This is a genomic window from Vreelandella neptunia, from assembly GCF_022489065.1.
Taxonomy (GTDB): Bacteria; Pseudomonadota; Gammaproteobacteria; order Pseudomonadales; family Halomonadaceae; genus Vreelandella; species Vreelandella neptunia_A.
In genome coordinates this window covers 1-24822 of sequence record NZ_JAKVTW010000009.1, presented here as the reverse complement: position 1 = coordinate 24822, position 24822 = coordinate 1, and the positions used below count along the sequence as shown (strand labels likewise).

Annotated in this window: 28 protein-coding genes; 17 read left to right on the top strand and 11 right to left on the bottom strand. The window is 50.6% G+C overall.

Annotated elements, in window-relative coordinates; translation table 11 throughout:
* The first annotated feature begins 125 nt into the window (after positions 1-125).
* The 13 genes from fliF (at position 126) to fliR (ending at position 11474) form a co-directional block, all read left to right on the top strand.
* Complete coding sequence (fliF, locus tag MLE19_RS12840) at positions 126-1913, top strand: flagellar basal-body MS-ring/collar protein FliF (protein ID WP_240718580.1); 1788 nt, start codon at positions 126-128, stop codon at positions 1911-1913.
* Positions 1906-2913: a flagellar motor switch protein FliG gene (gene fliG, locus MLE19_RS12835; protein ID WP_240718579.1), complete on the top strand. Its 1008-nt coding sequence runs from the start codon at positions 1906-1908 to the stop codon at positions 2911-2913. Before fliF ends, fliG begins: the two co-directional genes overlap by 8 nt.
* Positions 2906-3679, top strand: coding sequence for a flagellar assembly protein FliH (locus MLE19_RS12830; RefSeq protein ID WP_240718578.1), 774 nt, complete (start codon positions 2906-2908; stop codon positions 3677-3679). The genes fliG and MLE19_RS12830 overlap by 8 nt, the downstream gene beginning before the upstream one ends.
* A gap of 11 nt (positions 3680-3690) precedes the next feature.
* Entirely contained in the window at positions 3691-5085 is a 1395-nt protein-coding gene (gene fliI, locus MLE19_RS12825) for a flagellar protein export ATPase FliI (protein ID WP_240718577.1), read from the top strand.
* Positions 5082-5534 (top strand): flagellar export protein FliJ, encoded by a 453-nt coding sequence (fliJ, locus tag MLE19_RS12820; RefSeq protein WP_240718576.1) that lies wholly within the window; start codon positions 5082-5084, stop codon positions 5532-5534. Before fliI ends, fliJ begins: the two co-directional genes overlap by 4 nt.
* Before the next feature lie 19 nt (positions 5535-5553).
* Positions 5554-6873, top strand: coding sequence for a flagellar hook-length control protein FliK (locus MLE19_RS12815; RefSeq protein ID WP_240718575.1), 1320 nt, complete (start codon positions 5554-5556; stop codon positions 6871-6873).
* Positions 6874-7034: 161 nt separating this feature from the next.
* Entirely contained in the window at positions 7035-7511 is a 477-nt protein-coding gene (gene fliL, locus MLE19_RS12810; protein WP_240718574.1) for a flagellar basal body-associated protein FliL, read from the top strand.
* Positions 7512-7532: 21 nt separating this feature from the next.
* Complete coding sequence (fliM, locus tag MLE19_RS12805) at positions 7533-8588, top strand: flagellar motor switch protein FliM (RefSeq protein ID WP_240718573.1); 1056 nt, start codon at positions 7533-7535, stop codon at positions 8586-8588.
* Complete coding sequence (fliN, locus tag MLE19_RS12800; protein ID WP_240718572.1) at positions 8585-9112, top strand: flagellar motor switch protein FliN; 528 nt, start codon at positions 8585-8587, stop codon at positions 9110-9112. The genes fliM and fliN overlap by 4 nt, the downstream gene beginning before the upstream one ends.
* Positions 9109-9552 (top strand): flagellar biosynthetic protein FliO, encoded by a 444-nt coding sequence (gene fliO / locus MLE19_RS12795; RefSeq protein WP_240718571.1) that lies wholly within the window; start codon positions 9109-9111, stop codon positions 9550-9552. Before fliN ends, fliO begins: the two co-directional genes overlap by 4 nt.
* Positions 9553-9611: 59 nt before the next feature.
* The gene (fliP, locus tag MLE19_RS12790) at positions 9612-10373 is read left to right on the top strand and encodes a flagellar type III secretion system pore protein FliP (protein WP_240718689.1); all 762 of its coding nucleotides are present in this window, start codon (positions 9612-9614) and stop codon (positions 10371-10373) included.
* Positions 10374-10408: 35 nt separating this feature from the next.
* Positions 10409-10678, top strand: a complete 270-nt coding sequence (fliQ, locus tag MLE19_RS12785; protein ID WP_027958744.1) for a flagellar biosynthesis protein FliQ — start codon at positions 10409-10411, stop codon at positions 10676-10678.
* A gap of 4 nt (positions 10679-10682) precedes the next feature.
* Entirely contained in the window at positions 10683-11474 is a 792-nt protein-coding gene (gene fliR, locus MLE19_RS12780) for a flagellar biosynthetic protein FliR (protein WP_240718570.1), read from the top strand.
* Positions 11475-11536: 62 nt separating this feature from the next.
* On the opposite strand, the gene flgL is transcribed toward fliR, so the two are convergent.
* The 11 genes from flgL to flgB all read right to left on the bottom strand — a co-directional run bounded on the left by flgL (position 11537) and on the right by flgB (position 22257).
* Positions 11537-12781, bottom strand: coding sequence for a flagellar hook-associated protein FlgL (gene flgL, locus MLE19_RS12775; protein WP_240718569.1), 1245 nt, complete (start codon positions 12779-12781; stop codon positions 11537-11539).
* 16 nt (positions 12782-12797) lie between these two features.
* The gene (flgK, locus tag MLE19_RS12770) at positions 12798-14729 is read right to left on the bottom strand and encodes a flagellar hook-associated protein FlgK (RefSeq protein ID WP_240718568.1); all 1932 of its coding nucleotides are present in this window, start codon (positions 14727-14729) and stop codon (positions 12798-12800) included.
* 73 nt (positions 14730-14802) lie between these two features.
* A complete protein-coding gene (gene flgJ / locus MLE19_RS12765; RefSeq protein ID WP_240718567.1) occupies positions 14803-15831 on the bottom strand; it encodes a flagellar assembly peptidoglycan hydrolase FlgJ in 1029 nt (342 codons plus the stop codon).
* A complete protein-coding gene (locus MLE19_RS12760; protein WP_240718688.1) occupies positions 15831-16898 on the bottom strand; it encodes a flagellar basal body P-ring protein FlgI in 1068 nt (355 codons plus the stop codon). Before MLE19_RS12760 ends, flgJ begins: the two co-directional genes overlap by 1 nt.
* A 153-nt stretch (positions 16899-17051) precedes the next feature.
* Entirely contained in the window at positions 17052-17741 is a 690-nt protein-coding gene (locus MLE19_RS12755) for a flagellar basal body L-ring protein FlgH (RefSeq protein WP_240718566.1), read from the bottom strand.
* Positions 17742-17778: 37 nt separating this feature from the next.
* Complete coding sequence (gene flgG, locus MLE19_RS12750; RefSeq protein WP_240718565.1) at positions 17779-18561, bottom strand: flagellar basal-body rod protein FlgG; 783 nt, start codon at positions 18559-18561, stop codon at positions 17779-17781.
* Positions 18562-18611: 50 nt separating this feature from the next.
* Positions 18612-19370: a flagellar basal body rod protein FlgF gene (locus MLE19_RS12745; protein ID WP_240718564.1), complete on the bottom strand. Its 759-nt coding sequence runs from the start codon at positions 19368-19370 to the stop codon at positions 18612-18614.
* 31 nt (positions 19371-19401) lie between these two features.
* On the bottom strand, positions 19402-20634 hold the full coding sequence (gene flgE / locus MLE19_RS12740; protein WP_240718563.1) for a flagellar hook protein FlgE: 1233 nt from the start codon (positions 20632-20634) through the stop codon (positions 19402-19404).
* A 52-nt stretch (positions 20635-20686) separates the two neighbouring features.
* On the bottom strand, positions 20687-21376 hold the full coding sequence (locus MLE19_RS12735) for a flagellar hook assembly protein FlgD (protein ID WP_240718562.1): 690 nt from the start codon (positions 21374-21376) through the stop codon (positions 20687-20689).
* Between the two features lie 3 nt (positions 21377-21379).
* Positions 21380-21790 (bottom strand): flagellar basal body rod protein FlgC, encoded by a 411-nt coding sequence (gene flgC, locus MLE19_RS12730; protein ID WP_240718561.1) that lies wholly within the window; start codon positions 21788-21790, stop codon positions 21380-21382.
* Between the two features lie 32 nt (positions 21791-21822).
* Positions 21823-22257 carry a flagellar basal body rod protein FlgB gene (flgB, locus tag MLE19_RS12725; RefSeq protein WP_240718560.1) on the bottom strand — a complete coding sequence of 145 codons (435 nt, stop codon included), beginning with the start codon at positions 22255-22257 and terminating at the stop codon, positions 21823-21825.
* 314 nt (positions 22258-22571) lie between these two features.
* On the opposite strand from flgB, the gene flgA reads away from it, so the two are divergent.
* The 4 genes from flgA to MLE19_RS12705 all read left to right on the top strand — a co-directional run bounded on the left by flgA (position 22572) and on the right by MLE19_RS12705 (position 24797).
* Positions 22572-23171 carry a flagellar basal body P-ring formation chaperone FlgA gene (flgA, locus tag MLE19_RS12720; protein WP_276322440.1) on the top strand — a complete coding sequence of 200 codons (600 nt, stop codon included), beginning with the start codon at positions 22572-22574 and terminating at the stop codon, positions 23169-23171.
* Positions 23172-23257: 86 nt separating this feature from the next.
* Entirely contained in the window at positions 23258-23524 is a 267-nt protein-coding gene (flgM, locus tag MLE19_RS12715; RefSeq protein WP_240718558.1) for a flagellar biosynthesis anti-sigma factor FlgM, read from the top strand.
* Positions 23525-23536: 12 nt separating this feature from the next.
* Positions 23537-23986, top strand: coding sequence for a flagella synthesis protein FlgN (locus MLE19_RS12710; RefSeq protein ID WP_240718557.1), 450 nt, complete (start codon positions 23537-23539; stop codon positions 23984-23986).
* A 70-nt stretch (positions 23987-24056) separates the two neighbouring features.
* Complete coding sequence (locus tag MLE19_RS12705) at positions 24057-24797, top strand: SDR family NAD(P)-dependent oxidoreductase (protein WP_240718556.1); 741 nt, start codon at positions 24057-24059, stop codon at positions 24795-24797.
* Positions 24798-24822: the final 25 nt, after the last annotated feature.

Below are 24822 nucleotides of genomic sequence, written 5' to 3'. Positions count from 1 at the left end.
TGGCGTTCATCACAATTCCGCCTCATCTTTTTGGCGGATAACCGCGATTGACGGATATAGCCTATGCCTTCTTTGGTGATGCGCCTGGGCCGACGCCAGTTTTGCCTGCCCCTTTGGAGGGTCGCATGAGCGAAACCGGTGCAACGGCAGGCCGTCAAAACAGTACGAATCAAGCCGCTCCCCGCAGTGGAAATATTAGTGGAAGCACAGGTAGTGGAAATGCCGAACGCGACACCACCAGCGGCTCGACTTTCGAGCGAACGCTGAAGCAGCTGCGTGGCAATCCACTTGTGGCGTTACTTATCGCTGGAGCTGCCTCAATTGCGATTGTGGCGGCACTCTTTATGTGGGCAAGCAGCCCTGAATATCGCGTGCTTTACAGCAATCTGAGCGAAAGCGATGGCGGTAGTATCATCAATGAGCTGGATACCCGCGGCATCCCCTATCAGTTCAGCGAGGGTGGACAGGCATTAATGGTTCCTAGTGACCAAGTCCATACCCTGCGCCTGCAACTCGCTGAACAGGGGCTGCCACGCGGCGGCAATCTAGGGCTAGAGCTCATGGATAGCCAAGCGTTTGGTATTAGCCAATTTGCTGAGCAAATTAATTACCAGCGCGGCCTGGAAGGCGAACTTGCCCGCTCAATTGAATCGCTGGGGCCGGTGGAAGGCGTAAGAGTGCATCTCTCTATGGCCAAGCCTTCGGTGTTTATTCGCGATCGTGAGCCAGCAAAAGCCTCTGTTGTACTGACCCTTCTACCTGGGCGCGTATTGGGCGAAGGACAAGTTAGCGCCATTGTCCACATGGTTTCAGGCAGTGTTCCAGACCTTGCCGCTGAAGACGTCACCGTTGTTAATCAAGATGGACGCTTACTGTCTGCTGAAACAAGCAGCGGAAATGATCTGGATGGTTCACAGCTTGAATATATCACTGAGGTAGAGCGCTCTTATCAACAGCGCATTGAGCATATTTTAACGCCCATTTTAGGTCGTGATAACGTACGTGCCCAAGTCGCAGCGCAAATAGACTTCTCTCGTCGCGAACAAACTTCTGAACGTTACGGCCCTAATCAGCCGCCTAACGAAGCAGCCGTGCGCAGCCGCCAGCTGAGCCTAGCGTTTGATGGCGAAGATCCGCTGGCCACAGGCATTCCAGGCGCGTTAAGTAATACACCACCAGGCACCCTGCCCTCCCCCATCAATCAACCAGAGGGTGAGGAAGTCGATGGGCAGCAAGAGGACGTGCCCCCCGAAGCGCTACGTAACTTGCGCCAAGACGATGTTATCAACTACGAAGTCGATCGCAGTATTGAGCATGTTCAGCATCGGCTTGGTCAGATAGAACGCTTATCCGCAGCGGTGGTAGTGAACTACCGCACAGAAATGAATGACGAAGGCGAGTGGGTTGAAGTCGCCCTAACGGACGTTGAAGTTGCGCAAATTGAGCGCCTGGTTCGTCAGGCAATGGGCTTCTCCCAGCTTCGCGGTGACGAAGTTGAAGTTGTCAATTCGCCCTTCGCGCGCAGCATCGATGAAACCGCTGACGTTGAGTGGTGGCAGCAACCCAGCACCCTTTCAATGGCCGCCAATGCAGGTCGTTACCTGCTGGTTGCACTGGCCATCTTATTGCTCTATCTGCTGATTTTGCGCCCCTTGATTAAGCGCTATACACAAACACCTGTCATGGCCACAGCAATGCCTGGTGGCACCCTCGCAGCCAGCGTGGGCGGCGAGGAGGATGACGAAGCGGGCGAAGATTCTGCTGACGATAGCGATGAGACTTACGCTAAGCCGAAGCGTCGGCGTAAAACTTCGCTATATGAGCATAACCTCAATGACCTGCGTGAAATGGCTCAGGAAGATCCCCGCATGGTCGCGATGATCATTCGTAGCTGGATGAATGCTAATGAGTAGTTCAATTGCTGAAATGAGTGGGGCTCGCAAGAGCGCTATCTTATTGCTTGCACTCGACGAAGACAGCGCCGCTGAAGTCTTTAAATACCTTGGTGCCAGCGAAGTGCAAGAAATTAGTATGGAAATGGCCAAGCTAAATCAGGTCTCCCATGACGACATGAAAGCGGTGCTCGAAGCATTCCATAAAGAGACCGAAGATTTTGTAGCGCTAAACCTTAACTCAAGTGACCATATCCGCTCGGTATTGACGAAAGCACTGGGCAGCGAGCGCGCGACGAGCCTGATTGAAGATATTCTTGAGACTACGGGTAACAACTCGGGTATCGACGCTCTCAACCTCATGGAAGCCTCCATGGTGTCTGAGCTCATCCGCGACGAACACCCGCAAATCATTGCGACGATCCTGGTTCACCTGGATCGCCATCAAGCGTCTGATATTCTGGAACTATTTGAAGAGAAACTGCGAAATGACGTGGTGCTTCGTATCGCTACGTTCAGCGGCGTTCAGCCCGCCGCCCTGCAAGAGCTGACTGAAGTGCTCACCAGCATGCTGGATGGCCAGAATCTCAAGCGCAGCAAAATGGGCGGCGTTAGAACCGCGGCAGAGATCCTCAACTTGATGAATTCCTCCCAAGAGGAGACCGCTATCGAGACTGTGCGAGCTCACAGCGAAGACTTGGCGCAGAAAATCATCGACGAAATGTTCTTGTTCGAGAATCTACTCGACCTCGACAACCGTGCTATTCAGATGGTGCTTCAAGAAGTCGACACCAACTCGCTGGTGGTGGCGCTTAAAGGCGCTCAGGACGCTTTGGTGGACAAATTCTTGCGCAATATGTCCCAGCGCGCCGCGGACTTAGTCCGTGAAGACATGGAAGCCCGAGGCCCTATTCGCGTCTCTCAAGTTGAGACCGAGCAGAAAGCAATTTTGCAGGTCGTGCGTCGTTTAGCCGATTCAGGTGAAATCGTTCTGGCGGGCGGAGATGACGAGTATGTCTAATACTCACTCGCCCAAATTTGATCGCCATGGCGATTGGCGCCGCTGGCAAATGGATGAGTTAGCGACTAAGCCCAGTGAGCACACTGCTGAACGCGATGTGCCCACGGCACATCAGCGCAAGGTGCACGCGGCCCAAAAAGCGGCTGAGCTCGCGCGCCAGCGTGAAGAGAGTGAGCGCCAGGAACTCCATGATCGCATTCGTCTACAGGCTGAAGAAGAAGGCTATAAAGCAGGCTTTCAGAAGGGCCATGAAGAGGGAATGGAAAAAGGCTTAGCAGAAGCCGCCGAAAAGTCACACCTGGAATTACAAGAGCAAATACGCTTAACCGTTACGCCGCTGCAAACACTCAGTAAACAGTTTTCTGATGCGCTGGAACGTATTGATGACACCATCGCTCACGACCTTGTTGAGCTAGCCCTAGCGACCGGCAAACAGCTTGCCGGCGATGCACTTCATGAAACGCCTGAGCAGATTTTAGCGATTGTGCGCGAGCTGCTGCATACCGAGCCGCCTTTAGTGGGTCAACAACGCCTTTGGCTCAATCCACATGATCACACCTTGGTTGAGGAGCACTTAGGCAATGAGCTTAGGGCGGCCAACTGGAAACTGCAGCCTGATGATCAGCTGGCCCGTGGCGGCTGCCGTGTGACCAGCGCTCAGGGCGAAATTGACGCTACTTTTGAAAGCCGCTGGCAGGCTATTCAAGCTCAATTGCGCAAACGCGGCATTAATTCACCAGCCACTTCTAACGTACCTTCATCCTAGGCGGATACGCTATGGCAGATACCACCTGTCCCCATCGACATCGCTGGAGTAAGGCAGTGCGACGCACGCAACAACGCGTCAGCCATTTGCCACGCTACCGCAATAGCGGCCGCGTCATTCGTGCGACGGGCATGGTGATAGAGGTGGTTGGTTTGCGGGTAGCCGTTGGTAGCGCATGCCGAATTGAACTGCCCGGTAGTGATGGACGGCTAGCCGATAGCGACAAGCATGCGGAAGCCGAGGTGGTTGGCTTTGCCGGAGACAAATTGTTTTTGATGCCGCTGGAAGAAGTTTCAGGACTCATGCCTGGCGCACGCGTATCTCCATTGGATGAAGGCGGCAGCAACAGTGCACGACGTTTCCCCATGGGCGAAGGTTTGCTTGGCCGTGTGCTTGATGGTAACGGCAACCCGCTTGACGACCGCGAAAATATCGAAGAAATCCCGCGTGCGACACTCAGCACGCCCTCTCTTAACCCACTTTCGCGCGCGCCTATTGAGGCACAAATTGATGTTGGCATACGCGCTATCAATGCGTTGCTTAGCGTGGGTCGAGGGCAGCGGATGGGTCTTTTTGCAGGCTCTGGGGTGGGTAAATCGGTATTGTTGGGCATGATGGCACGCTATACCAAGGCCGATGTGATTGTAGTTGGCTTGATTGGTGAGCGGGGCCGGGAAGTACAGGACTTTATCGATAATATTTTAGGGCCTGAGGGTCGAAGGCGTGCCGTTGTGGTTGCGGCACCCGCCGATACATCCCCACTGCAACGCTTGCAGGGCGCTGCTTATGCGACCCGTTTGGCGGAAGGCTTCCGCGATGAGGGTCGCAATGTCTTATTGATTATGGATTCACTGACTCGCTATGCCATGGCCCAGCGGGAAATTGCCCTGGCCATTGGTGAGCCACCCGCCACCAAAGGCTATCCACCATCAGTGTTTGCCAAGCTTCCAAGCTTAGTCGAGCGCGCAGGTAACGCTGAACGTGGAGGTGGTTCCATAACGGCTTTTTATACCGTGCTTACTGAAGGTGATGATCAACAGGATCCTATTGCGGATGCTGCTCGCGCCATCCTAGATGGACACATTGTGCTATCAAGAGCATTAGCGGAAGCCGGTCATTATCCGGCAATCGATATTGAAGCGTCTATCAGCCGGGCAATGACCTCTATTACCTCAACGGAACAGCTTCAGGAGGCGCGAGCCTTCAAGCAGCTATTTTCGCGCTATCAGCGTAACCGTGACCTTATCAGCGTCGGAGCCTACAGCCCAGGCCACGACCCGCAGCTAGACGAAGCGGTAAACCGCTTCCCCTCTCTTGAACGTTTTCTACAGCAAAATATTAATGAGAGCGCAACGCTTGCAGAGTCTCGCCAAGCGCTGCACTCGCTGGTTGGAGGGCGCACATGAGTACATCGCAACTCGAAATGCTAACTGACTTAGCCAGAGGCGCACGCGACCAAGCGGGCAAAGTACTGGCCCAAGAAAGACAAACAGAGCAACAAACTACCGCTCAACTACAGTCACTGCTGAACTACCGAGCGGAGTACGCTGAGCGCTTGCAGAAGGCCATGAGTGACGGCATTGATCCTGCCACCATGTACAATTATCAACAGTTTCTAGCCTCTTTAGATGCCGCGCTGAGTCGTGCCCGCCAAGCATTAGCAGCGCAGCAGGCAAGCGTTCAGCAGAGTCAAAAGAACTGGCAACAAGAGCAGCGCAAGCTCTCTTCCTACGATACACTGGCGTCGCGTCGACTGTTAGAAGAGCACCGCCGCAGCGAGCGTCATGAACAAAAAACTAACGATGATTTGGTGACGAGCCGCATGGCTCGTCAGCATAACGACACTCCGCATTAGCGGTGCCAGGGAACTGAATATGAACATTCACCAGTTGCTTACGGCCAGCCAAAGTTCGCCTCAGACACAGTCTCAAGGCACCTTCAGCCGGCAAGACTCAGCCAACGGTTTTTTTCAGCAGGCGCTTTTACAAGCCTCTGATGCCCAACGCTTCTCAGCCTCCATGCTTGGAGAGGTGGGTTCTCCACAAACGACTTCACAGCCAGCACAGCTGGGGCAAGAAGCGCTCAGCGACCTCTTAGCGGATGCATTAGGCGGAGACGTTGAGGGTTTAAGTGCTGCCCTAGAAGCACTGGGTCTTGACGTCAGTGCGAGTGATTTATCTGAACTGTTGGCACAGCTCCAATCGCCGACATCAGATGCCGGATTAAATACGCCTACGCTAAGCGAGGGGGGTAATTCGCCTCTCGACGAAATAGCCGCTCGCCTTGCTCTAATGGCATCTTTCGCCGAGGGCGACACACAGACCGGCACTGCGACACCAATCAACCCGGCTTTGCTTGAAGCCATCACCCAACATCTAGATATTAATCAAACGGAAGCCGCGCAACTTGTTACAGCGCTTCATGTAGTAGTAAGTCAGCAACAGAAATCTCAACCGTTACCTGTAGATAACGTTCGCTTGAGCAGTGCCAGCACACCCACCATTGAGGCTCAGGTAGCACCAAAAGCACAGCCTGATACTTTGTATGCTCAGGGTAATACTTCTGTCGGCGCTGCGCCACAGATCAGCAGCGAAGCTCTGATGGGGGCTCTAATGACACAGGAGGGAGCACCTAAAGGAACTCAGGCTGGCGAGCACTTACTTACTGGATTCTCACTAGCGACTGGCAGTGGCCCGCTAGCATCAGCGCCATCTGCACAAGGGTTTACGCCTTCGGTTTCGCCGACACCCGCTACCTTATCAACGCCCTTTACCAGTACTGCCTGGCCACAACAACTAGGTCAGCAGTTAGTGCAAATTTCCCAGCGCGGGGGCGAACAACATGTCCAAATGCAATTGAACCCTGCCGAGCTAGGGCCACTCTCTATCTCTCTCAAATTTGGTGAGCAGGGTGCACAAGCACACTTTTTGTCTGCCCATGCTCAGGTTCGCCAAGTACTTGAACAAGCAATACCTCAACTAAGGGAAGCGTTGGCTGAGCAAGGTGTTTCGTTAGGCGAAACATCGGTAGGCGAGCAACAAAACCCTAATGCGCAAGCTTTTGCTCAATCAGGTGGTAACCGAGGCACAGGGGCACGCAGTAACGGTGGTGATGAGACCCTGGGAGAAGCACTTCCCCTAGACTCTGAAAGCAGCCCTCTGATAATGGACGGGCGGGTCGATCTCTACGCTTAATCATCGCCAGCAAGATTTATATGATTATTCTGGTTCCGAGCACACCAGATAACTAAACCAAAAGATAGGCTTGCCAAACGAGCCTGTTCATTTCATCACCAGCATGCGCTTTAGGCATAATGCTTTGTTAGTGATACGCATGGAGTTCACAGGAATCGCAAATGGCAGAAAAAAGCGGTGGGTCTAAAAAGCTGCTCTGGATAATGATTATCTTGGTACTGCTGTCGTCAGCAGGCGCAGCGGCAGCTATTTATATGGTTATCGACCAGCGTGATGGCAGTACAGAAAACGCGGAGTTACAGCAAGCAATGGAGCGTGAGCCGCCTATTTTTATGCGTATTGACCCCTTTACCGTCAATCTCGCCGATGACAGCTATGGCTCACGCTTGCTCTATACAGGCGTAACCCTTCGCGTCGGGAACGATGAAAGTAGAGCTATTCTTGAAGAGCATATGCCTCAAGTGCGTAGCCGTTTGCTCATGTTGCTATCCGGCAAGCAGGCAGATGAACTGACCTCAACGGAAGGTAAACAGCAGCTTGCTCAGGCAATTGTTGATCGCCTAAACGTGCCGTTAACGGAAAATCAGCCGCCGCTTGATTTGCGTGAAGTTTTATTCACTGAATTTATTGTGCAATAACCTCGGGAACTGGAGCCGTTCATGTCACAGGACGATCTACTGTCCCAGGAAGAAATTGATGCCCTGCTAAAGGGCGTTAGCGGAGACGATGAACCATCGTCTTCATCTTCCCAACCACAAGATGAACCGCGCATCCGCGCTTACGATCCGGCGACCCAGCATCGCGTGATTCGTGAGCGCTTACATGCGCTAGATTTCATTAATGAGCGTTTCGCTCGTTACTTCCGTAACGGGCTGTTTAACCTGTTACGCCGTAGTGCCGACATCACAGTAGAGTCAGTACGCTATCAAAGCTTTAGCGAGTTTTCTCGCAATGTCCCCGTACCGACCAACTTAAATATTGTGTCAATGAAGCCACTGCGGGGTTCTGCGCTTGTGGTTTTCCCACCTAACCTCGTTTTTATGGTGGTTGATAACCTTTTTGGTGGTGATGGCCGTTTTGTCACTAAATCAGATGGTCGCGAATTTACCAATACTGAACAGCGTATTATCCAACGCCTACTGAATCTTGCTATCGATGCTTATCAAGAAGCGTGGAAAGTGGTTTATCCACTAGATGTGAGCTTTTTGCGCTCAGAGGTACAGTCCAAATTTGCCAACATCACCAATTCACCCAATGAAATTGTGGTAAATACTAAGTTCAATATTGAAGTTGGCAACCTATCAAGCAATTTCCAGATATGTATGCCTTACGCCATGATCGAGCCGTTGCGTGACCTACTCGCCAACCCGATCAATGACAGCAACCACGACCAAGATGGCAGCTGGTCGCGCCGCATGGCTAGCGAGCTACGCCAATCAGAAGTAGAGTTAATCGCAGAATTTGCTCAGATACCTAGCCGCATCGCCCATGTCATGGGGTTGAAGAAAGGCGACGTACTTCCACTAGACATCCCGAGCTCTATCACTGCCAGTGTTGATGGTGTGCCCGTTATGCAGTGTGAGTACGGCAGTCAACGTAAGCAGCATGCGCTGAGGGTATTACATCTGATCGACCATGCTGCTATGAACAATGCATCTTCTAAAGAATTCGTTAAAGTGCCTACGCGACAGAAAGCCAAGGAATCCAAAGCATGACTGATCCCAATAAGCCTAATCAGAACGTCTCTGAAGACGATTGGGCGGATGCCATGTCCGAGCAAGAAGACACCACCTCCAGTGCCGATGCTGCCAGCGAAGAGGAAGATCCGTGGGCGGCCGCCATGGCAGAGCAGGAAGCGGCTGAAGAGAGCGAAGAGGCTGCGGCAGCTTCCGAGCCAGAATCTAAAGCGCCCGATGCCAAAGTAGCGAGTGATGATGTTTTCCGCCCGTTAAGCCCTGATAGCGGTTCCTCGCAGGCGCGTGAGCTTGAGATGATCATGGATATCCCGGTGAAACTCACCGTGGAATTAGGTCGCACCAAGCTAACCATTAAACAATTGCTTGAGTTAGCGCAAGGCTCAGTCATTGAGCTTGAAGGCCTCGCCGGTGAGCCGATGGATATCTTAATTAATGGCTACTTAATCGCCCAAGGGGAAGTCGTTGTTATTGAAGATAAATATGGGATTCGCATTACGGAAATTGTCACACCTTCCGAACGTATCCACAAATTGAACCGATGAGTGTTACAACCACGGCGTCTCAGAACGGCTCTTTAGATGCGCTAGGTAATGGTGGCGAAGCATTGATAGGGATGGCTGTACTTGGCAAGACGGCGGCCGCCTTGGCACTTGTTATTGCAATTATCTTACTCTGTACAGCGCTTTTAAAGCGGTGGAGCAATCATAGCACTCGCCATGGCGCCCATTTGCGTATCGTAGGTAGTACGGCGGTGGGCAATCGTGAGCGTATTGTGATTGTTGAAGTGGAGGATACTTGGTTAGTCGTGGGTGTTGGAGGGGGGCGGATTACTAAGCTACACGAACGTCCAGCGCCAGAAGAGCGCCAATCCATAGCTTCCTCTCCCTCATCTTCCCGCTTTGCACGACGTCTATCCAAAGCGATAGCCGCTAGCAAGCGTAAAGAGCCATCCCCTCCCTCCGATCCACATCAGACGCCATGAGGCAATGGATGCACCTTTCTTGGCCCTGTTCTATTCAGCAGCCTATTTCTAAGCACTCTATGTTTAAGCGCGATGGCCAGCGATGGCTATGGCTGATTTGCGCGATTGTGGTTTGCTTCATAGCTTTCCCAGCGCATGCTCAACAAATACCCGGGTTTGTTTCACAGCCATTAGACGACGGTGGGCAGCAGTGGTCGCTCTCTTTGCAAACGCTGCTGTTTCTAAGCTCGTTAGCATTTTTACCTTCCATGCTACTGATGATGACGAGCTTTACCCGCATCATCATCGTATTGAGCCTTCTGCGTACGGCAATGGGCACACAGGCTACGCCGCCTAATCAAGTACTGTTAGGAATCGCGCTATTTTTAACTTTTTTTATTATGTCGCCAGTACTAGCACAAGTATATGACAATGCCTGGGTACCACTAACTAACGAAACGATTAATTTTGAAGAGTTTTTGCTACTTGCCCAAGATCCATTTCGAGAATTTATGCTTGCCCAAACCCGGGAGCCGGACTTGGCTCTGTTCGTTCGCTTGGCGGATGTTGGCCCTATGCAAGGACCAGAAGAGTTGCCTATGCGTGTTTTGCTGCCTGCCTTTGTTACTAGCGAACTGAAAACCGCTTTTCAAATTGGTTTTACTATTTTTATTCCGTTCTTGATCATCGATCTCGTCGTCGCGAGTACCCTTATGGCGCTGGGGATGATGATGGTTCCCCCTATCACTATCTCCTTGCCGTTTAAGCTAATGCTGTTCATTTTGGTGGATGGTTGGCAGCTTATTATTGGCTCAATGGCAGAAAGCTTTTACATGATATAGGCCGCGTCGTTTTATACGGCACAGAGGATTTCGCTATGACCCCCGAAATGGTGATGAGCATTGCTTACCAAGGCATGCGTGTAACACTTTTGCTTGCTGGCCCTATGCTGCTGGCGGCCCTGTTTACCGGACTTATCATCAGCCTGTTTCAAGCCGCGACCCAGATAAATGAAATGACGCTAACCTTTATTCCTAAAATTCTGGCCGTGTTTGCCGTTCTGGTGTTAGCTGGGCCTTGGCTGATTGGTTTGATAACCGACTTTACTCACCGGCTATTTACTAACATCCCCAGCATGGTGATGTAGCGTTATGGTCGAAGTCACTTTCGCGCAGCTGCAAGGGTGGTTGGTGGCTTTTTTGTGGCCGTTTGCTCGCATTACTGCCTTTATGGCAGCTTCGCCCCTATGGGGACACTCCAGTGTTCCTAATCAAGCCAAAGTGGGCCTTGCTGCCCTCGTTGCCATTGTGATTGCGCCCATTCTTCCGGCCATGCCAGAGATCGCCGTCATGTCCTGGGCGGGCGTCGGGATTATAATCGAACAGATCCTGATAGGCTTGGCAATGGGTCTCGTTATGCACATTATGTTTGCGGTTGTTCAAGCGGCGGGGGATTTTATCGGCCTGCAAATGGGCCTGGCATTTGCGAGCTTTTTTGATACCTCGAGCGGCACCAATATTATGGTGCTATCGCGTATTCTGTACATGATTACACTGCTCATGTTTTTAGCGATGAACGGCCATTTAATGGTGCTTGAAACGTTGATTATGAGCTTCCAAACGCTGCCCATCGGCATTGGTACACTTAACCCAGATGCGTTTATTTTACTAGCTCGCTATGGGGGGACGATTTTTGCTTCCGGCATGTTATTGGCACTCCCTCTAGTAGGCTCACTGCTGACGATTAACCTGGCACTGGGCATACTGAACCGCTCCGCTCCTCAGCTCACGGTTTTTAATATCGGCTTTCCTACCTCTCTTATTGTGGGGCTGATATTAATGATGGTACTAATGACCGACATCAGCCGATTTCTGCAGCGGTTATTTACTCAAGGATTGGATTTTCTCCAAACTCTCATCGAAACAATGGCCCCCTTAACCTAAAATCCCCATGCTTTATAAGAAGCATGGGGATTTCCGTAAATCGTGTAAGAACTAAATGTTTTTTACATATAGTTAAACAGCGATAAACCTTTAATATCGACAAACGCTTTTTGCGCCGCCTGCATGCCTACTTGGCGCAAGCTGTACTCAGAGATAGCTTCGGCGTAATCAAGGTCGACTAAATCAGACAGCGTCTGTTCATAGTTCAGCATACGATTGCTACCGACCGCATCAATCACATCAAGCTCATTCAAACGAGCGCCTGCTGAGGCGCGTACGGTCAGTACGTTGTCTAGGCTGTTGTCCAGATCGCGCATGGCCGTGTTTAGGGTATTACGCAGATCCGCTTTCTTGGTGGCAGTGTCAGCAGGGTTTTCCAATACGCGGATAGCCTCTTCCATAGTACGGAAAAGATCAGGCTCACGCTGATCACTACCCGCTTGCGACGCAAGAATTGAATCGCCAGCGACAGGCGCTCCTTGAAGAGTAAGCGTTACGCCAGCGTAGCTCACCTGCTGAGCTGAGCCGTCCTGATCGCCAGTGTAAACATCTGTTTGAACAGCATTCCAGTCCGTACCATCGAATGTTTCAATATTGAATTCGTTATCGCTTGTAAAGGTGACACGAAAGTCTTCTCCATAGTTTGCGTCGCCTACATCGCGTATTTGCGGGCCTCCGAACGTCACATTACCCTCGTTAAGAGAACCATCTTCACGCTTGGCTTCCGCTACGTACCCAGCACCACTAGGAACACTCTTAAAGATAGTCTCGCCATTATCGTTAACCGGCAGCAGCCGCGAGGCATCCACGCGTTGCTCGCGAGTATTACTATCGCCCTGATACTGCACGTTGCCCTCGGCATCTTTAACAAACGGGGGCGCATTATCTTTATAACCACCAAACAAATACCGACCATTGCCATCGGTGGCATTAGCCTGGCCTAACATCGTTTCATAAACGCCTTTGAGCTCGCTGGCGATTGATTCACGATCCACGTCACTTAAGGTGTCACTTGATGCTTGGATCAACAAAGTTTTGGCACTGGTTACTGCATCACTAACGCTGTTTAAAATGCTCTCGCTCTGCGATAGCGAATTACGCGCCGAAATCCGTGCGTCAGAATATTGCTCGGTAACCGCTTTGGCCTGATCAACGCCAACTGCCCGCGATGCTGCTTGCGGATCGTCAGATGGATTCACTACGCGTCGACCGCTAGCTATCTGCTGACTGACCTTCATCAGGTCACTCTGCTGGCGATTCATAGACGCCGTGCTTTGCTCGAACATGGTAACGGTACTAATACGCATCACTTAAGCTCCCGAATTAACCGCGCAGGTTCAAGATGGTGTCCATCAGCGTTCCTGCGGTGTCAATCACACGCGCATTGGCCTGATAGTATTGTTGGTAACGAATCAAGTTTGCGGCTTCTTCGTCAAGATTAACCCCTGACTCTGACTGCTGCACCGCACGTAATTGATCCGTGAGACCTTGGCGAGCGTCTAAGTTAACTTGTGTGATATTAGTACGGTTACCTACATCACTAACTATCGACGCGTAGGCACCAGTTACCGAAGCACTACCGCCAACAATCGATTGAGTTTGCAGGTTTTGCAACGCCAGGGCGTTTCGGTTATCGCCAGAGGCAGCTATGATATTTTGGGTGACAGTTAGGGTCGCCTCCTCGTCTGGGAGTTCATCAAGAGTAAAACTGATACCATCAATAACAACCGTCTCCCCAGCGGCCAACTTATCTTCAGCCGGATCGAAGGGGTCGCCGTTAACGCTGATCGTTGCTGCAGGCGTGAGTGTTAACGTACCTTCTGAATCCACCGCCAGTTGATATTTCTTATTCTCAGAAAAAGCCACTGGAGAAGTACTTAAGTTGCTGACATCTAAATTCCCCGTACTCTTAAATGAATTAAGCGGGCTACCCTCTTCACCGTCAAATCCTGCGTCACCAGCGGCTATTTTATCTACATCAGCAATGTTGGTTTCCATGCCATTAGCGGCACGCCGCACCGGTTGGATTTCAAAACTGTCGCCATTATCCGGTTGTTCATTGAAGCTCAGTATTACACCACCAAATGACAGCGTGCTCTCTGCGCCATCCCAGGTAAAATCCTCGGCTCCTAGTTGTTGACCGCTATCTTTACGAAAGATCTGTGGCTCATCCGCCTCAAAGCGTACCGTGTAGTCGGTCGCTTTAAGCTGATCAATGCTGTTAGCGTCAAAAGCTACCGAGAGCTCTGCATCACCAGTATTATTACTATTGGCGTAGCTTTGTGGGGTACGTACATTAAAGAAGTCTTCGCCCTGTGCGCCGTCCAAATCCACGCCTAATTTGTGCTGCTCGTTAAAAGCCATGGACAGAGAAACCGCCAGTTGACCAATTTGGTTCTGGGTTTTATCTAAGGTTTCTGAACGAAAAGACATCAGTCCGCCTAATGAGCCACCTGTCAGTGTCGATTCGTCTAATTGGACTAAATTGCCACCACCATCGCGATATCCGACCACTGTGCGCTGGGGGTCATAATCGGCCTGCATCGCTTCCAACTGAAATGAGTTAGTACCTGTGACTAGCGGCTGACCATTGGGCAAACTGATGTTATAAGTTTTGCCATCCTGCACATTCAGGCGAAGATCCATGCGCTCGTTGAGTTCGGAAACCATATGATCACGCTGGTTTAGCAGGCTATTGGGGGCCTCGCCAGTACGCGCACGCGCTAAAGAAATCTCTTTGTTTAATCCTGCAATTTGCTGAGCAGTATTATTGATTTGGGTAATTTCATCTTTAATCTGGCTGTTTATGTTGCTCTGCATATCTTGCAGATAGCCATCGAAGGAGCGGAACTGAGAGCTCAGCGTATTAGCTGTACCCAGCACGCCCTGACGAGCCGCCGGATCAGATGGCGAACTGGCCAAGTCTTCTAAGGATGAGAAAAAACCCTGCATGAGAGGCGCTAAGCCTGCTGCGCGGTCTGCCAACAGATTATCAATTTGCGTTACTTGATTATAGTAAATATTTAATGCACTCGACTGCGTCTTTGCGCTATTTAATTGATTGGCAACGTAGGTATTGAATTGCCTTTCAATATCGTTGACCTTAACGCCGCCACTACCAGAGCTACCTTCGCCAAGCTGCGCAAGCTCACGATTATAGCCGGGCGTGTACACATTACTGATATTATTACTGCTTGTATTCAGGGCATTCTGCGCAGCATTAAGGCCGCTTAACCCGATCGAAAACATGCTCATGGTTCAATTCCTTAGGCCGATACCTATATCTTCTATAATTATCGGCACTGCGCAGAAAAACTTGAGGAAAGGGCTAGCGAGAATCTGCCAGGAAGTTACTCCCGGCACTAATCGGACCCATTGTCTTCATTACGGCCACTAGCTTGTCCGCATAGCGCGGATCCGTGGCGTATCCACCCCGCTGCAGCTCGCGTGCCGCTTGCTCGGCATTCGGCGCCTGGACAACACCGGCATAGCGAGGATTATTACCAATTAAGCCAGCGTAGTCGGTAAAGGCATGCTCATAGGACTCATAGACTCGGAAAGTATCGACAACCTGTGTACGTCGACCATTGATATATTCATGAGTCACTATATCGGTTGTTTCGCCCTGCCAATGGCGACCCGCTTTGATACCAAATAAATTATGGCTATTATTACCATTTGGAGTGGCGATTTCGTGCCGCCCCCAGCCTGTTTCAAGCGCCGCTTGGGCTAAAATCAACTCGGCAGGAACACCAGTATTATTACTGGCAGCCTGGGCCGGTGCAGCAAGTGTTTGGATGAATTGGCCTACCTGACCCGACGCGTTTGGCCCTTGCTGTGGCAGTATTGGTTCATCTACTTTTATGCTAGCTTCCACACCTTGGCGAATGGCTTCTAGCTCGGACAAGAAGCGACCACTGCCTTGCTGTCTTTCTGTTCCTATGGCATTTGAATTAGCCGCATAGGATTCATCGAGCACCCGTGGCGTGCCACGCGGAATGCCAGCTATCAATGCTTGCAGCTCTTGATCTGCATCTGGTTGCGTTTTTGAGATGGCACCTTGGCGCTCAAGTTGCTCGACGAGGACATCAGCAAGCCCCATTCCACGCGAGGCCATCACTTGCGACCACTGTTGATCCAGCATCGATTGATAGGTATCCGTCGCGCTACTGTTCATTAGCTCTGAGCTAGGCGTCGCATCACGCATACTCTTCATCATCATCTGAATAAAGAGCGCTTCAAACTGCTGGGCAGCACCTTGTACGCCCGCTTCCGGGTCGACCCGAGCAGTGTGCTGAAGCCGCTGAAAGCCGCTCATGTCTAAGGCGAACTGGCTGGTCATGTCATTAGCGCTCATTAAATGACCTCCAACTCAGCGCGCAGTGAACCTGATGCTCTTAATGCTTCCAAAATCGACATTAAATCCTGCGGTGTAGCGCCTAACGCATTCAATGCATTGACCACTTCGTTAAGCTGCGCCCCTTCTACAATTTGTAAATAGGCCTCTTGCTGATCAATTTCGATATCCGCATCAGGCACTACCACTGTTTCACCTTGGCCAAAGGGGGCAGGCTGACTAACGCCAAATTGAGTATCGATCATAATCGATAGGCTACCATGTGCCACTGCCGCCTGACGTAATGTGACCGCACCATTCATCACTACGGAGCCGGTTCGTGAATTCAGAACCACAAGCGCAGGCGCATCCATGGGCGTTACCTGAACATTTTCGATACGGGCCATAAAGTTGACACGCGCATTGTCATCGGTAGGACCATCAAGGGCGATCACTCGACCATTACGTGCATAAGCAACCGATTGACCAAACTCATTATTGATTGCCGTCACCATGCGCTGAACAGTGCCAAAATCAGAATCGTTGAGCTGCAGTTCTAGCATGCCCCCATTGCCCCCCAAATTGAGTGGCACTTCCCTTTCAACCAAGGCACCGTTGGGGATCCGCCCTGAGGCCTGCTGATTAATTTGTACGCTACTGCCCCCCGCCTGAGCACCCGCCCCACCAACTAACATGTTGCCTTGGGCAATGGCATAGGTATCGCCATCAGCACCTTTTAAAGGTGTCATCAAGAGTGTACCGCCCCGCAAACTGCGCGCATTAGCGATTGAGGAAACAACAATATCCAAACGCTGGCCTGGCCTTGAAAACGGCGGCAGGTCAGCTGTAACCATAACAGCTGCCACGTTGCGTAATTGTAAATTGGTGCCTGCCGGTATGGTCACCCCAAGCTGGGAAAGCATATTGGTCAGGCTTTGGCTGGTGAAGGGTGCTTGTGTCGTCTGATCGCCCGTGCTGTCAAGCCCTACCACTAACCCATAACCTACGAGTTGGTTATCCCGTACCCCGGCAAAACTGGCCAGCTCGCGAATACGCTCAGCCTGGGCGGGAAAGGCTAACAAACACATTAGTACTAGCACGCCCAACTGGCGAAACCAGGTGGTAAATGAACGGAGTCCATATACACGCATCACCACTGGCCGCAGTCGCGGGGATATTGAACGACTCATGCTTGAAGGGCTTACCATTAATAGCCTCGTCATAGTTCACTCCACATGGGACTAAAAGGGCGACACGTTTAGGAAGAAACGTTGTAACCAACCCATGTGCTGCGCTTCATTAATATAGCCATCGCCCACATACTCAATGCGCGCATCCGCCACCTGAGTAGATGGCACAGTATTTTGCGAGGTAATGGTGCGAGGATTAACCACACCAGAAAAACGGATAAATTCGGTTCCCTGATTAATGGCAATCTGCTTTTCACCCCGCACCCGCAAGTTGCCATTATTCATAACTTCTAATACCGATACTGTAATCGTCCCGGTAAAAGAGTTGTTGGCCTGCGAGCCACCACTGCCCGTAAAGTCATTTGCACCGGCAATATCGTAGCCATACTCTGCGAGTACATCGAGTATGTCTGGCAGTTGAGCCAATTCAAGGCTAGCGCTGCCACTTCGACCTGCATTAGATTGCGAATTTTTACTCGCGCTAACTTCTTCATCTAGGACGATGGTCAGAATATCGCCAATCGAGCGTGGACGCCGATCTTCAAAAAGCGGTTGATAGCCCTGCCTTGCCTGATAAATAGACCCATTGGGAATGGGTGGAGGACGATCAACGATACTGATCTGCTCCTGCTCACCCACCACGGAGGCTCTTGGAACTTGAGCACACCCGGCGATAACCAGTATTAGAAGCGCCAGACCCGCTAGCGCAATACGACGTGACATGTGGTGCAACTCCAGCATAACGCAACCTATAAGTAAGCCTGATGAGTAACGATCGTTACAGCTGGCTCAACCGCGCCAACATTTCATCGCTAGTTGATACGGCTTTACTATTAATTTCATAGGCTCGCTGGGTCTGAATCATATTGACCATTTCTTCAACCACATTGACGTTAGAGGTTTCTACATAGCCTTGAAACAAACGTCCAGCACCATTCATTCCCGGCATATTTTCATTTGGTGCGCCTGAGGCGCCTGTTTCTTGGTAGAGATTGCCACCAATACTTTGTAAGCCTGCTGGATTAATAAAGGTACTGACAGTGATTTGTCCCACTTCATTATCCAACGCAATACCTGGCTGGCGAACGCTTACCGTGCCATCTTCACCCACATTTACTGACAGCGCGTTAGCCGGTAAAAAGATAGCAGGCTCTACTGGATAACCATTAGCAGTTACCATTTGGCCGTTTTCATTCAACTGGAAACTACCGTCACGGGTGTAAGCAGTAGTACCGTCTGGCATCAACACCTGAAAGAAACCTTCGCCATTGATAGCTAGATCGCGTGAATTTTCTGTTTGCTCTAGCCCGCCCTGGGTATGCAAGCGCTCAGTGGCTACAGCACGCACACCGGTACCCACCTGCATTCCAGAGGGCAGGCGATCCTGAATATTGTTCTGCGCGCCTGGTTGACGCATATTTTGATACAGCAAATCTTCAAATACAGGCCGTGAGCGCTTAAAACCATTGGTGCTAACGTTGGCCAGGTTGTTTGAAATCACGTCTAGTTTGGTTTGCTGAGCTTCCAAACCAGTTTTAGCTGTCCACAACGACTTAATCATGAATAGTTTCCCTTTACCGACTGAGCATCATCAGCAATGAATGGCCAATATCAGCCTTGAATAGAAAGAATGCCATTGGCTCGCTGGGCATTTTCGTCAGCGGTACTGAGCACTTTCATCTGCATATCGTAACGGCGCGCAACATCAATCATCGAGACCATCGCATCAACAGCGCTAACGTTACTCCCTTCAAGCGCACCGCTAACTAGCTTGGCATTTTCGTCAGCGGGCAGGGCGCCAGGCTCACCTTCTTCATTCGGTTGGGCACGAAAAAGGGCATCCTCACCGCGCGTCAGCGCTCCTTCCACAGGTGTCACCAACTTGATCCGGCCAACCTCAACCAATGCTTCTGGGCCTACACCCTCGGGTATAGCGCTGATGGTACCATCAGCGCCGATGGAGACTTGCGCGCCTTGGGGAATAGCGATAGGGCCACCTTCACCCATCACAGGGCGCCCAACATTAAGCAGAACACCATCACTGTCAATTTGTAAGTCGCCACGCCGTGTATACGTTTCAGTACCGTCATCAGCCTGGACGGCCATCCATGCATCATCCTGCATAGCTACATCAAGCGTTCGCCCCGTATATTCAACAGGCCCTTGAGAGAAATCACTGCCGGGCGTGGTGGTCACTGCTGAGGTACGCGTGGCCAGCAAAGCTTCTCCCTGCACGGGCACGGAGCGAGCGGCCTGTAGCTGCGCACGAAAACCAGTAGTAGTGACATTCGATAGGTTATTACTCACCACCGACTGTTGATCCATACTGTTCTTGGCACCACTCATGGCGGTATAGAGCATTCGATCCACGGTACTTACTCCTTAACCCAATGACCGATTATTAAAGGTTAATAATGGTCTGCAGGAGCTCGTCCTGAGTACTGATCGTTTGTGAGTTAGCCTGATACGCGCGCTGGGCAACAATCATATCGACTAGCTCACGGGCCATATCGACATTGGAGGTTTCAACGGCACTCGCCTCAATCATGCCACGCAGACCCGTACCTGCTGCGCCTACCAATTCTTGGCCTGAGGCACCAGTGGCGGTCCAAAGGTTATCGCCTTCAGGCTTCAATCCTTCAGGATTACGGAAGCTAACCAGTGCTATCTGGCCTGCTGCAAGCGACTGTTCATTGGAGTAGTTACGCATGACGGTTCCATCATTTTCGATGGTGACGCCAACTAATGATCCAGAGGTATAGCCGTCTTGAGTCGTATCGTTAACGGTTGAGTCATTTGCAAATTGCGTCGAGCCCTCAAAGCTCATTGCAATATTTAACGCTTCGAACGGGTTGCCGTCCCCAAACTCACCAGCCGGAAAAGTAACGTCATCAAATACAGCATCATCCGAACCATCGGTAGCTAATGTACCATTCTGATTAAATGATAAGGTGCCTAGACCAACGTCATAGGTATTACCATCAGCAGGCCCACCCGACATGCGCCCATTCACGGCCCACTGATTTTCGCCCGTTTTGGTAAAATACAAAGAGAGGTTCCGTGCATTACCTTGTGAATCAAATACGGTTGCATTAGTAGAGTAGTTATAGGTATTGGCGTTATTTGCATCAAAAGCAGCACCAATAACAGGCTGTCCTGAATCCAAATTTAAAGATACAGCTAGTTCAGTGGTTGCATTAGCGGCCAAGTCTCCCGCTGGAACGTTCAACGGCTGAACATTGCCACCGGCCTGTACGTTGCCCTCAGCATCGGCCCCATAACCCATGATCTGGGCACCCTGGGCATTCACTAAGCGTCCATCAGCCGTCATGGTCAACTGGCCATTACGCGAATAACCCACTTCGCCATTAGGCTGTTGAAAACGGAAGAAGCCTTCGCCCGAAATCGCCAAATCCATATTGCGGTTAGTTGACTCAACATTACCTTGGCCAAAATTCTGCTGCACGGCAGCGGTGCGAACACCGAGCCCTATGCGGGACTCAGCATACACATCGGCAAACTGTACGTTAGAACTTTTAAAACCGACTGTTTGCGAGTTGGCAATGTTATTACCAACGGCGCCTAATTTTTGCTGCTGAGCGTTTAGACCACTGAGTGCTTGTGAAAAACTCATGCTGTTCCCCTAAGAAAGCTGTGTTTAATTAAATACAGGTTTTAATTAATAGTTAAAGAATTTGTTTAACGTCATTCAGGCTGATTTGGCCGTAGATAGCGCCTAAATCCAGCCGAACGCTGCCACTGCTATCATTAGGCGTAACGCTGTTTACTACGGCGTACTGCAAGGCTGTAGATTCGATTTTTTCGCCTTCAGCGTCAGTCGCTTCTAATTGAACCGAATAGCGGCCACTGGCAACCGATTCGCCCTGATCATTTTTTCCATCCCATTGGAAAGATTGAATACCTTCATCTAGTCCATCTAGGTCAAGAGTTTTAATGACTTGACCACCTTCACCCACGATGGTCGCTTTAACATTCGCTGCAGGTTGGGTCAGCTCTATACCAAAGGGCGTCGTATAGGAATTCCCTTCGTCATCCTGCTCTACTAAAATATCCTTACCAGACACCATAACGCCTTTGCCGATTAGGCCGCTCGCTTGCAGAGCTTGATTGGCATCCATTTGGCTAGTAATGCCTTCCAGCGTGCTATTTAACTCTTCAATACCGCTTACTGTATTGATCTGCGCTAGCTGCGAAGTCATCTCCGAGTTTTCCATCGGATTGAGCGGATCTTGGTTCTGCAGCTGGGTGATCAACAGCGTCATAAAGCTTTCACGCAGCTCATCGGATTGACGCGCGGAAAGACCATTAGCGCCGCCGCCATTTACGTTACTCAATACGCTAGTATCGATATTCATGGTTTACCCCTCACCCAGCGAAAGCGTCTGCATTAACATTTGCTTACTGGTATTAAAGACTTCAATGTTGGCCTGATAGGAGCGTGAGGCCGAAATCATATTGACCATTTCATGTACGGGCTCAACATTGGGTTTTGCCACGTAGCCCTCCTCATCCGCTGCCGGATGGTTAGGCATGTATTCCATACGCAGTGGTGAGTCGTCTTCCACCACTTCGGTGACTCGTACACCGCCAACGCCATAGCGATTGCCTTGTGCCTGAGTCTCAAACATGACCTGTTTTGCCCGGTAGGTTTCACCATCGGGTCCGGCAACGCTGTCGGCATTCGCCATATTGCTAGCGGTAACGTTCATTCGCTGAGATTGGGCGCTCATTGCCGAAGCGGCAATATCAAACGCAGAAAACATCGACATAATTTGTTAACTCCTCACGAATCAGGCCTAGGTTATTCAGGCTGCATGGCGTTTTTCAGCCCCTGAATACGACTGTTGAGCATAGTGAGCCCCGCCTGATAACGTACTGCGTTATCAGCAAACTGCGTGCGCTCACGATCCATATCAACCGTATTACCATCCAAACTAGGCTGATCGGGGATGCGGTAAAGTAAATCTGTATTGCCAGTTCCGCGCCATGCAGGGCCTTCTCCAGCAATATGGCTTCCTGCGGTTCTTGCCAGTGTGAGACCACCCCCGGCATTACTCGATACACTCTGAGCACCGTCTACTGCTTTTTTTAACTCACTAGCAAAATCAATATCACGCGCTTTATAGTTTGGCGTATCGGCATTGGCGATATTAGCAGCCAACACTTCATGTCGTGATTGTCGTAAACTCACGGCCTGCTGGTGAAAATTAAAGGCAGATTCCAGTTGATCAATCATGCCGACCCTCGCGTTGAGGCAAAAAATAAAATGGATTTTGTTGATGATGAAGAATACGTCCGTAGCTGTCAGCCTAAAGCATGGAACAGCTGGCGTTTCTACCAGCATTTCGCGTGATACGACTGCTACCTTTTCGTTACACTTGTTGAGCGGTTATTCTAATGACTCTCCTTTCTTTGCTCCCCAGCAAGCGGCCTCATCCCATGCGACGCAATCGCTTTACTCAGCTAAGCCAACACCCTTTCTGGGCTGTGTTGATCATTTTTGCAGGCATAACTGCTTCATATAACGCCAATGCAAATGATGATTACCTTATGCAGCAGGTACATCAATTTTTGTATGAAGAAACTCAGACGTTAGGCGAGGAAGTCGTCATTGACCTTCGCCCCCCGTCGCCGCACTTACCTGAATGCGTTCAACCAGAACCTTTCTTACCTAATGCGAATCAGGCCCCCTTGGGAAGAGTTTCTGTTGGTGTACGATGCGGTGAAGGCAGTCGACAAGTCCGCTATTTACAAGCTCAAATCGATGTCATTGGCAATTATGTGGTGGCCGCACGAGATATTGAGCGAGGTACGCTAATTACCTCTAACATGCTCAGCGAGCGGGGTGGCAACCTGGGCGACCTTTCAGCTCAAGCATTGACTGCGGAAGAGGACATCGTTGGTAAAGTAGCTCAACGCTCAATTCGTAGCGGCAGCGCTTTTTTGGCTCAGTACTTACAAGCGCCTGACCTAATTGAACGCGGCCAGCGCGTTACTGTCATAGCCCAAGGATCCGCTTTCCGTGTTTCACGAGAAGGCGAAGCTCTGGAAAGCGGTGCTCTTGGTGACCAAGTAAGGGTTCGTTTCGGTTCACGGGAAATCATGACAGCGCGCGTTGCTAGCGAAGGTATTTTAGTAGTGGATTTCTAGCTCACCGCCTAAAGTTCTCTCCAGCACTGCCGATAGTTACTATACTAAGCGCCAAGCGCATCGACGTTGACGATGAGGCAGACAACGTGAAAATTGATAACATTAATTCGCTATTACGCTCGAACCAAACTCAGCAGCGGGATGAAACCCAAAAAGCTGACAGCGTAACGCCAGCAACACCGGGCGGTACTGCACGTGAATCGACCCAACTAAGTCAATCAAGTATTGATGAGTCTCAAGATATCGATACCGCAAAAGTTGACGAGATCCGCGATGCTATTCGCGAAGGGCGGCTGGAAATGCGCGCAGACCGAATTGCTGAGGGTCTAATTGCCAATCTTAAAGATTTATAAGGGGCGCTTTAAATGAGCCTTGCATCTTTGCTTACTGACCAACAGCAGCGCCTTGATGCGTTGATTTCACTGTTGTCCAACGAGCAAAACCTTTTGACGCATGGCGACATTGACGGTGATGCGTTAACTCAAATCGCACTCGATAAGCAGTCAATATTATCCGAGCTAGAGCGAATTGAAACCGTGCGACGCAATGTACAAACACGTCTCGGTTATGATGAAGGTGCGATCGGCGCTAGATCAGCAGCTCAGGATGCTGGCTGTCAAACAGCATGGGAAAGCTTACTTGAAAAAAGTGAGCGCGCTTCACGCATGAACGAGCTAACGGGACAAATGCTGTCAGTGCGAATGAAACATAATCAGGCCATGCTTGATTACATTCGTCAAATTGCAGAAAAAACACTCTACAAGCCCGATGGCCGTAATAGCGCTCAGCCGGGTCGTATTAACGCCTCTGCCTAACAATCAATCATAGACAAACTCTGTACAAAGCGCTTCAATGAGGACAAGATCGTCCATTATTGGAGTTTTAATGCTGCCTCATCTTCCTAAAAACTTCATTGCCATTGTGACAGGCGCCAACGGCGGGATTGGCAGCGCTATACTGCAAAGCCTGCTTTCAGCCTCACAAACAGGGAATGTGATTGCGGTCAGCCGCTCCCCAATAGCTTTCGAACACCCCAAACTCGACACGATAGTGGCAGATATCACTACCAGCGCGGGGCGCGAAACGCTTAGTAAAAGAGTAGATGGCCAACCTGTTCATCTGCTTTTTAATGCGATAGGGCTGCTTCATGAAGAGGCCCAGGGCGTACAGCCAGAAAAGCGCTTAGAGCAGTTGGATGAAACAGCCTTTGCTCAAGTAATGCATATAAATGCGGCAACTCCAGCCCTGCTACTCGCCGCTCTAAAGCCATCCCTACAAGGCAAGCATCCTGCCATTATTGCCTTTCTTTCCGCACGTGTTGGGTCTATCACTGACAATGGATATGGCGGTTGGTACAGCTATCGTGCCAGTAAAGCTGCACATAATATGCTGATGAAAACGGCAGCCATTGAGCTCTCTAGACTTAATAAGCAATCTATTGTGCTCTGTTTACACCCAGGCACTACTGACACCACTCTATCAAAGCCGTTTCAAGCCCGCGTCCCCTCCGAGAAACTATTCGCTACCGGCTTTGTTGCTGAACAATTAATCAAGGTCATAGCTAAGCGCACACCCGACGATACAGGTAGCTTCTGGGACTGGGCAGGCGAACCTATCGAATGGTAAGTGAAAGGTAAGATATTTTCTTTCA

Excerpts from the sequence above, each read along its gene's own strand:
- MLE19_RS12735 (WP_240718562.1), bottom strand. The coding sequence starts at position 21,376 with ATGAATATCGATACTAGCGTATTGAGTAACGTAAATGGCGGCGGCGCT.
- fliJ (WP_240718576.1), top strand. The coding sequence starts at position 5,082 with ATGAGTACATCGCAACTCGAAATGCTAACTGACTTAGCCAGAGGCGCA.
- flgC (WP_240718561.1), bottom strand. The coding sequence starts at position 21,790 with ATGTCGATGTTTTCTGCGTTTGATATTGCCGCTTCGGCAATGAGCGCC.
- flgE (WP_240718563.1), bottom strand. The coding sequence starts at position 20,634 with ATGAGTTTTTCACAAGCACTCAGTGGTCTAAACGCTCAGCAGCAAAAA.
- fliR (WP_240718570.1), top strand. The coding sequence starts at position 10,683 with ATGGTCGAAGTCACTTTCGCGCAGCTGCAAGGGTGGTTGGTGGCTTTT.
- fliP (WP_240718689.1), top strand. The coding sequence starts at position 9,612 with ATGTTTAAGCGCGATGGCCAGCGATGGCTATGGCTGATTTGCGCGATT.
- flgL (WP_240718569.1), bottom strand. The coding sequence starts at position 12,781 with ATGCGTATTAGTACCGTTACCATGTTCGAGCAAAGCACGGCGTCTATG.
- MLE19_RS12830 (WP_240718578.1), top strand. The coding sequence starts at position 2,906 with ATGTCTAATACTCACTCGCCCAAATTTGATCGCCATGGCGATTGGCGC.
- MLE19_RS12760 (WP_240718688.1), bottom strand. The coding sequence starts at position 16,898 with ATGTGTTTGTTAGCCTTTCCCGCCCAGGCTGAGCGTATTCGCGAGCTG.
- fliO (WP_240718571.1), top strand. The coding sequence starts at position 9,109 with ATGAGTGTTACAACCACGGCGTCTCAGAACGGCTCTTTAGATGCGCTA.
- fliG (WP_240718579.1), top strand. The coding sequence starts at position 1,906 with ATGAGTAGTTCAATTGCTGAAATGAGTGGGGCTCGCAAGAGCGCTATC.
- fliM (WP_240718573.1), top strand. The coding sequence starts at position 7,533 with ATGTCACAGGACGATCTACTGTCCCAGGAAGAAATTGATGCCCTGCTA.
- MLE19_RS12755 (WP_240718566.1), bottom strand. The coding sequence starts at position 17,741 with ATGCTGGAGTTGCACCACATGTCACGTCGTATTGCGCTAGCGGGTCTG.
- flgG (WP_240718565.1), bottom strand. The coding sequence starts at position 18,561 with ATGATTAAGTCGTTGTGGACAGCTAAAACTGGTTTGGAAGCTCAGCAA.
- fliF (WP_240718580.1), top strand. The coding sequence starts at position 126 with ATGAGCGAAACCGGTGCAACGGCAGGCCGTCAAAACAGTACGAATCAA.
- MLE19_RS12710 (WP_240718557.1), top strand. The coding sequence starts at position 23,537 with ATGAGCCTTGCATCTTTGCTTACTGACCAACAGCAGCGCCTTGATGCG.
- fliI (WP_240718577.1), top strand. The coding sequence starts at position 3,691 with ATGGCAGATACCACCTGTCCCCATCGACATCGCTGGAGTAAGGCAGTG.
- fliQ (WP_027958744.1), top strand. The coding sequence starts at position 10,409 with ATGACCCCCGAAATGGTGATGAGCATTGCTTACCAAGGCATGCGTGTA.
- fliN (WP_240718572.1), top strand. The coding sequence starts at position 8,585 with ATGACTGATCCCAATAAGCCTAATCAGAACGTCTCTGAAGACGATTGG.
- MLE19_RS12815 (WP_240718575.1), top strand. The coding sequence starts at position 5,554 with ATGAACATTCACCAGTTGCTTACGGCCAGCCAAAGTTCGCCTCAGACA.
- flgJ (WP_240718567.1), bottom strand. The coding sequence starts at position 15,831 with ATGAGCGCTAATGACATGACCAGCCAGTTCGCCTTAGACATGAGCGGC.
- flgB (WP_240718560.1), bottom strand. The coding sequence starts at position 22,257 with ATGATTGATCAACTGGAATCTGCCTTTAATTTTCACCAGCAGGCCGTG.
- flgA (WP_276322440.1), top strand. The coding sequence starts at position 22,572 with ATGCAGCAGGTACATCAATTTTTGTATGAAGAAACTCAGACGTTAGGC.
- MLE19_RS12705 (WP_240718556.1), top strand. The coding sequence starts at position 24,057 with ATGCTGCCTCATCTTCCTAAAAACTTCATTGCCATTGTGACAGGCGCC.
- flgK (WP_240718568.1), bottom strand. The coding sequence starts at position 14,729 with ATGAGCATGTTTTCGATCGGGTTAAGCGGCCTTAATGCTGCGCAGAAT.
- fliL (WP_240718574.1), top strand. The coding sequence starts at position 7,035 with ATGGCAGAAAAAAGCGGTGGGTCTAAAAAGCTGCTCTGGATAATGATT.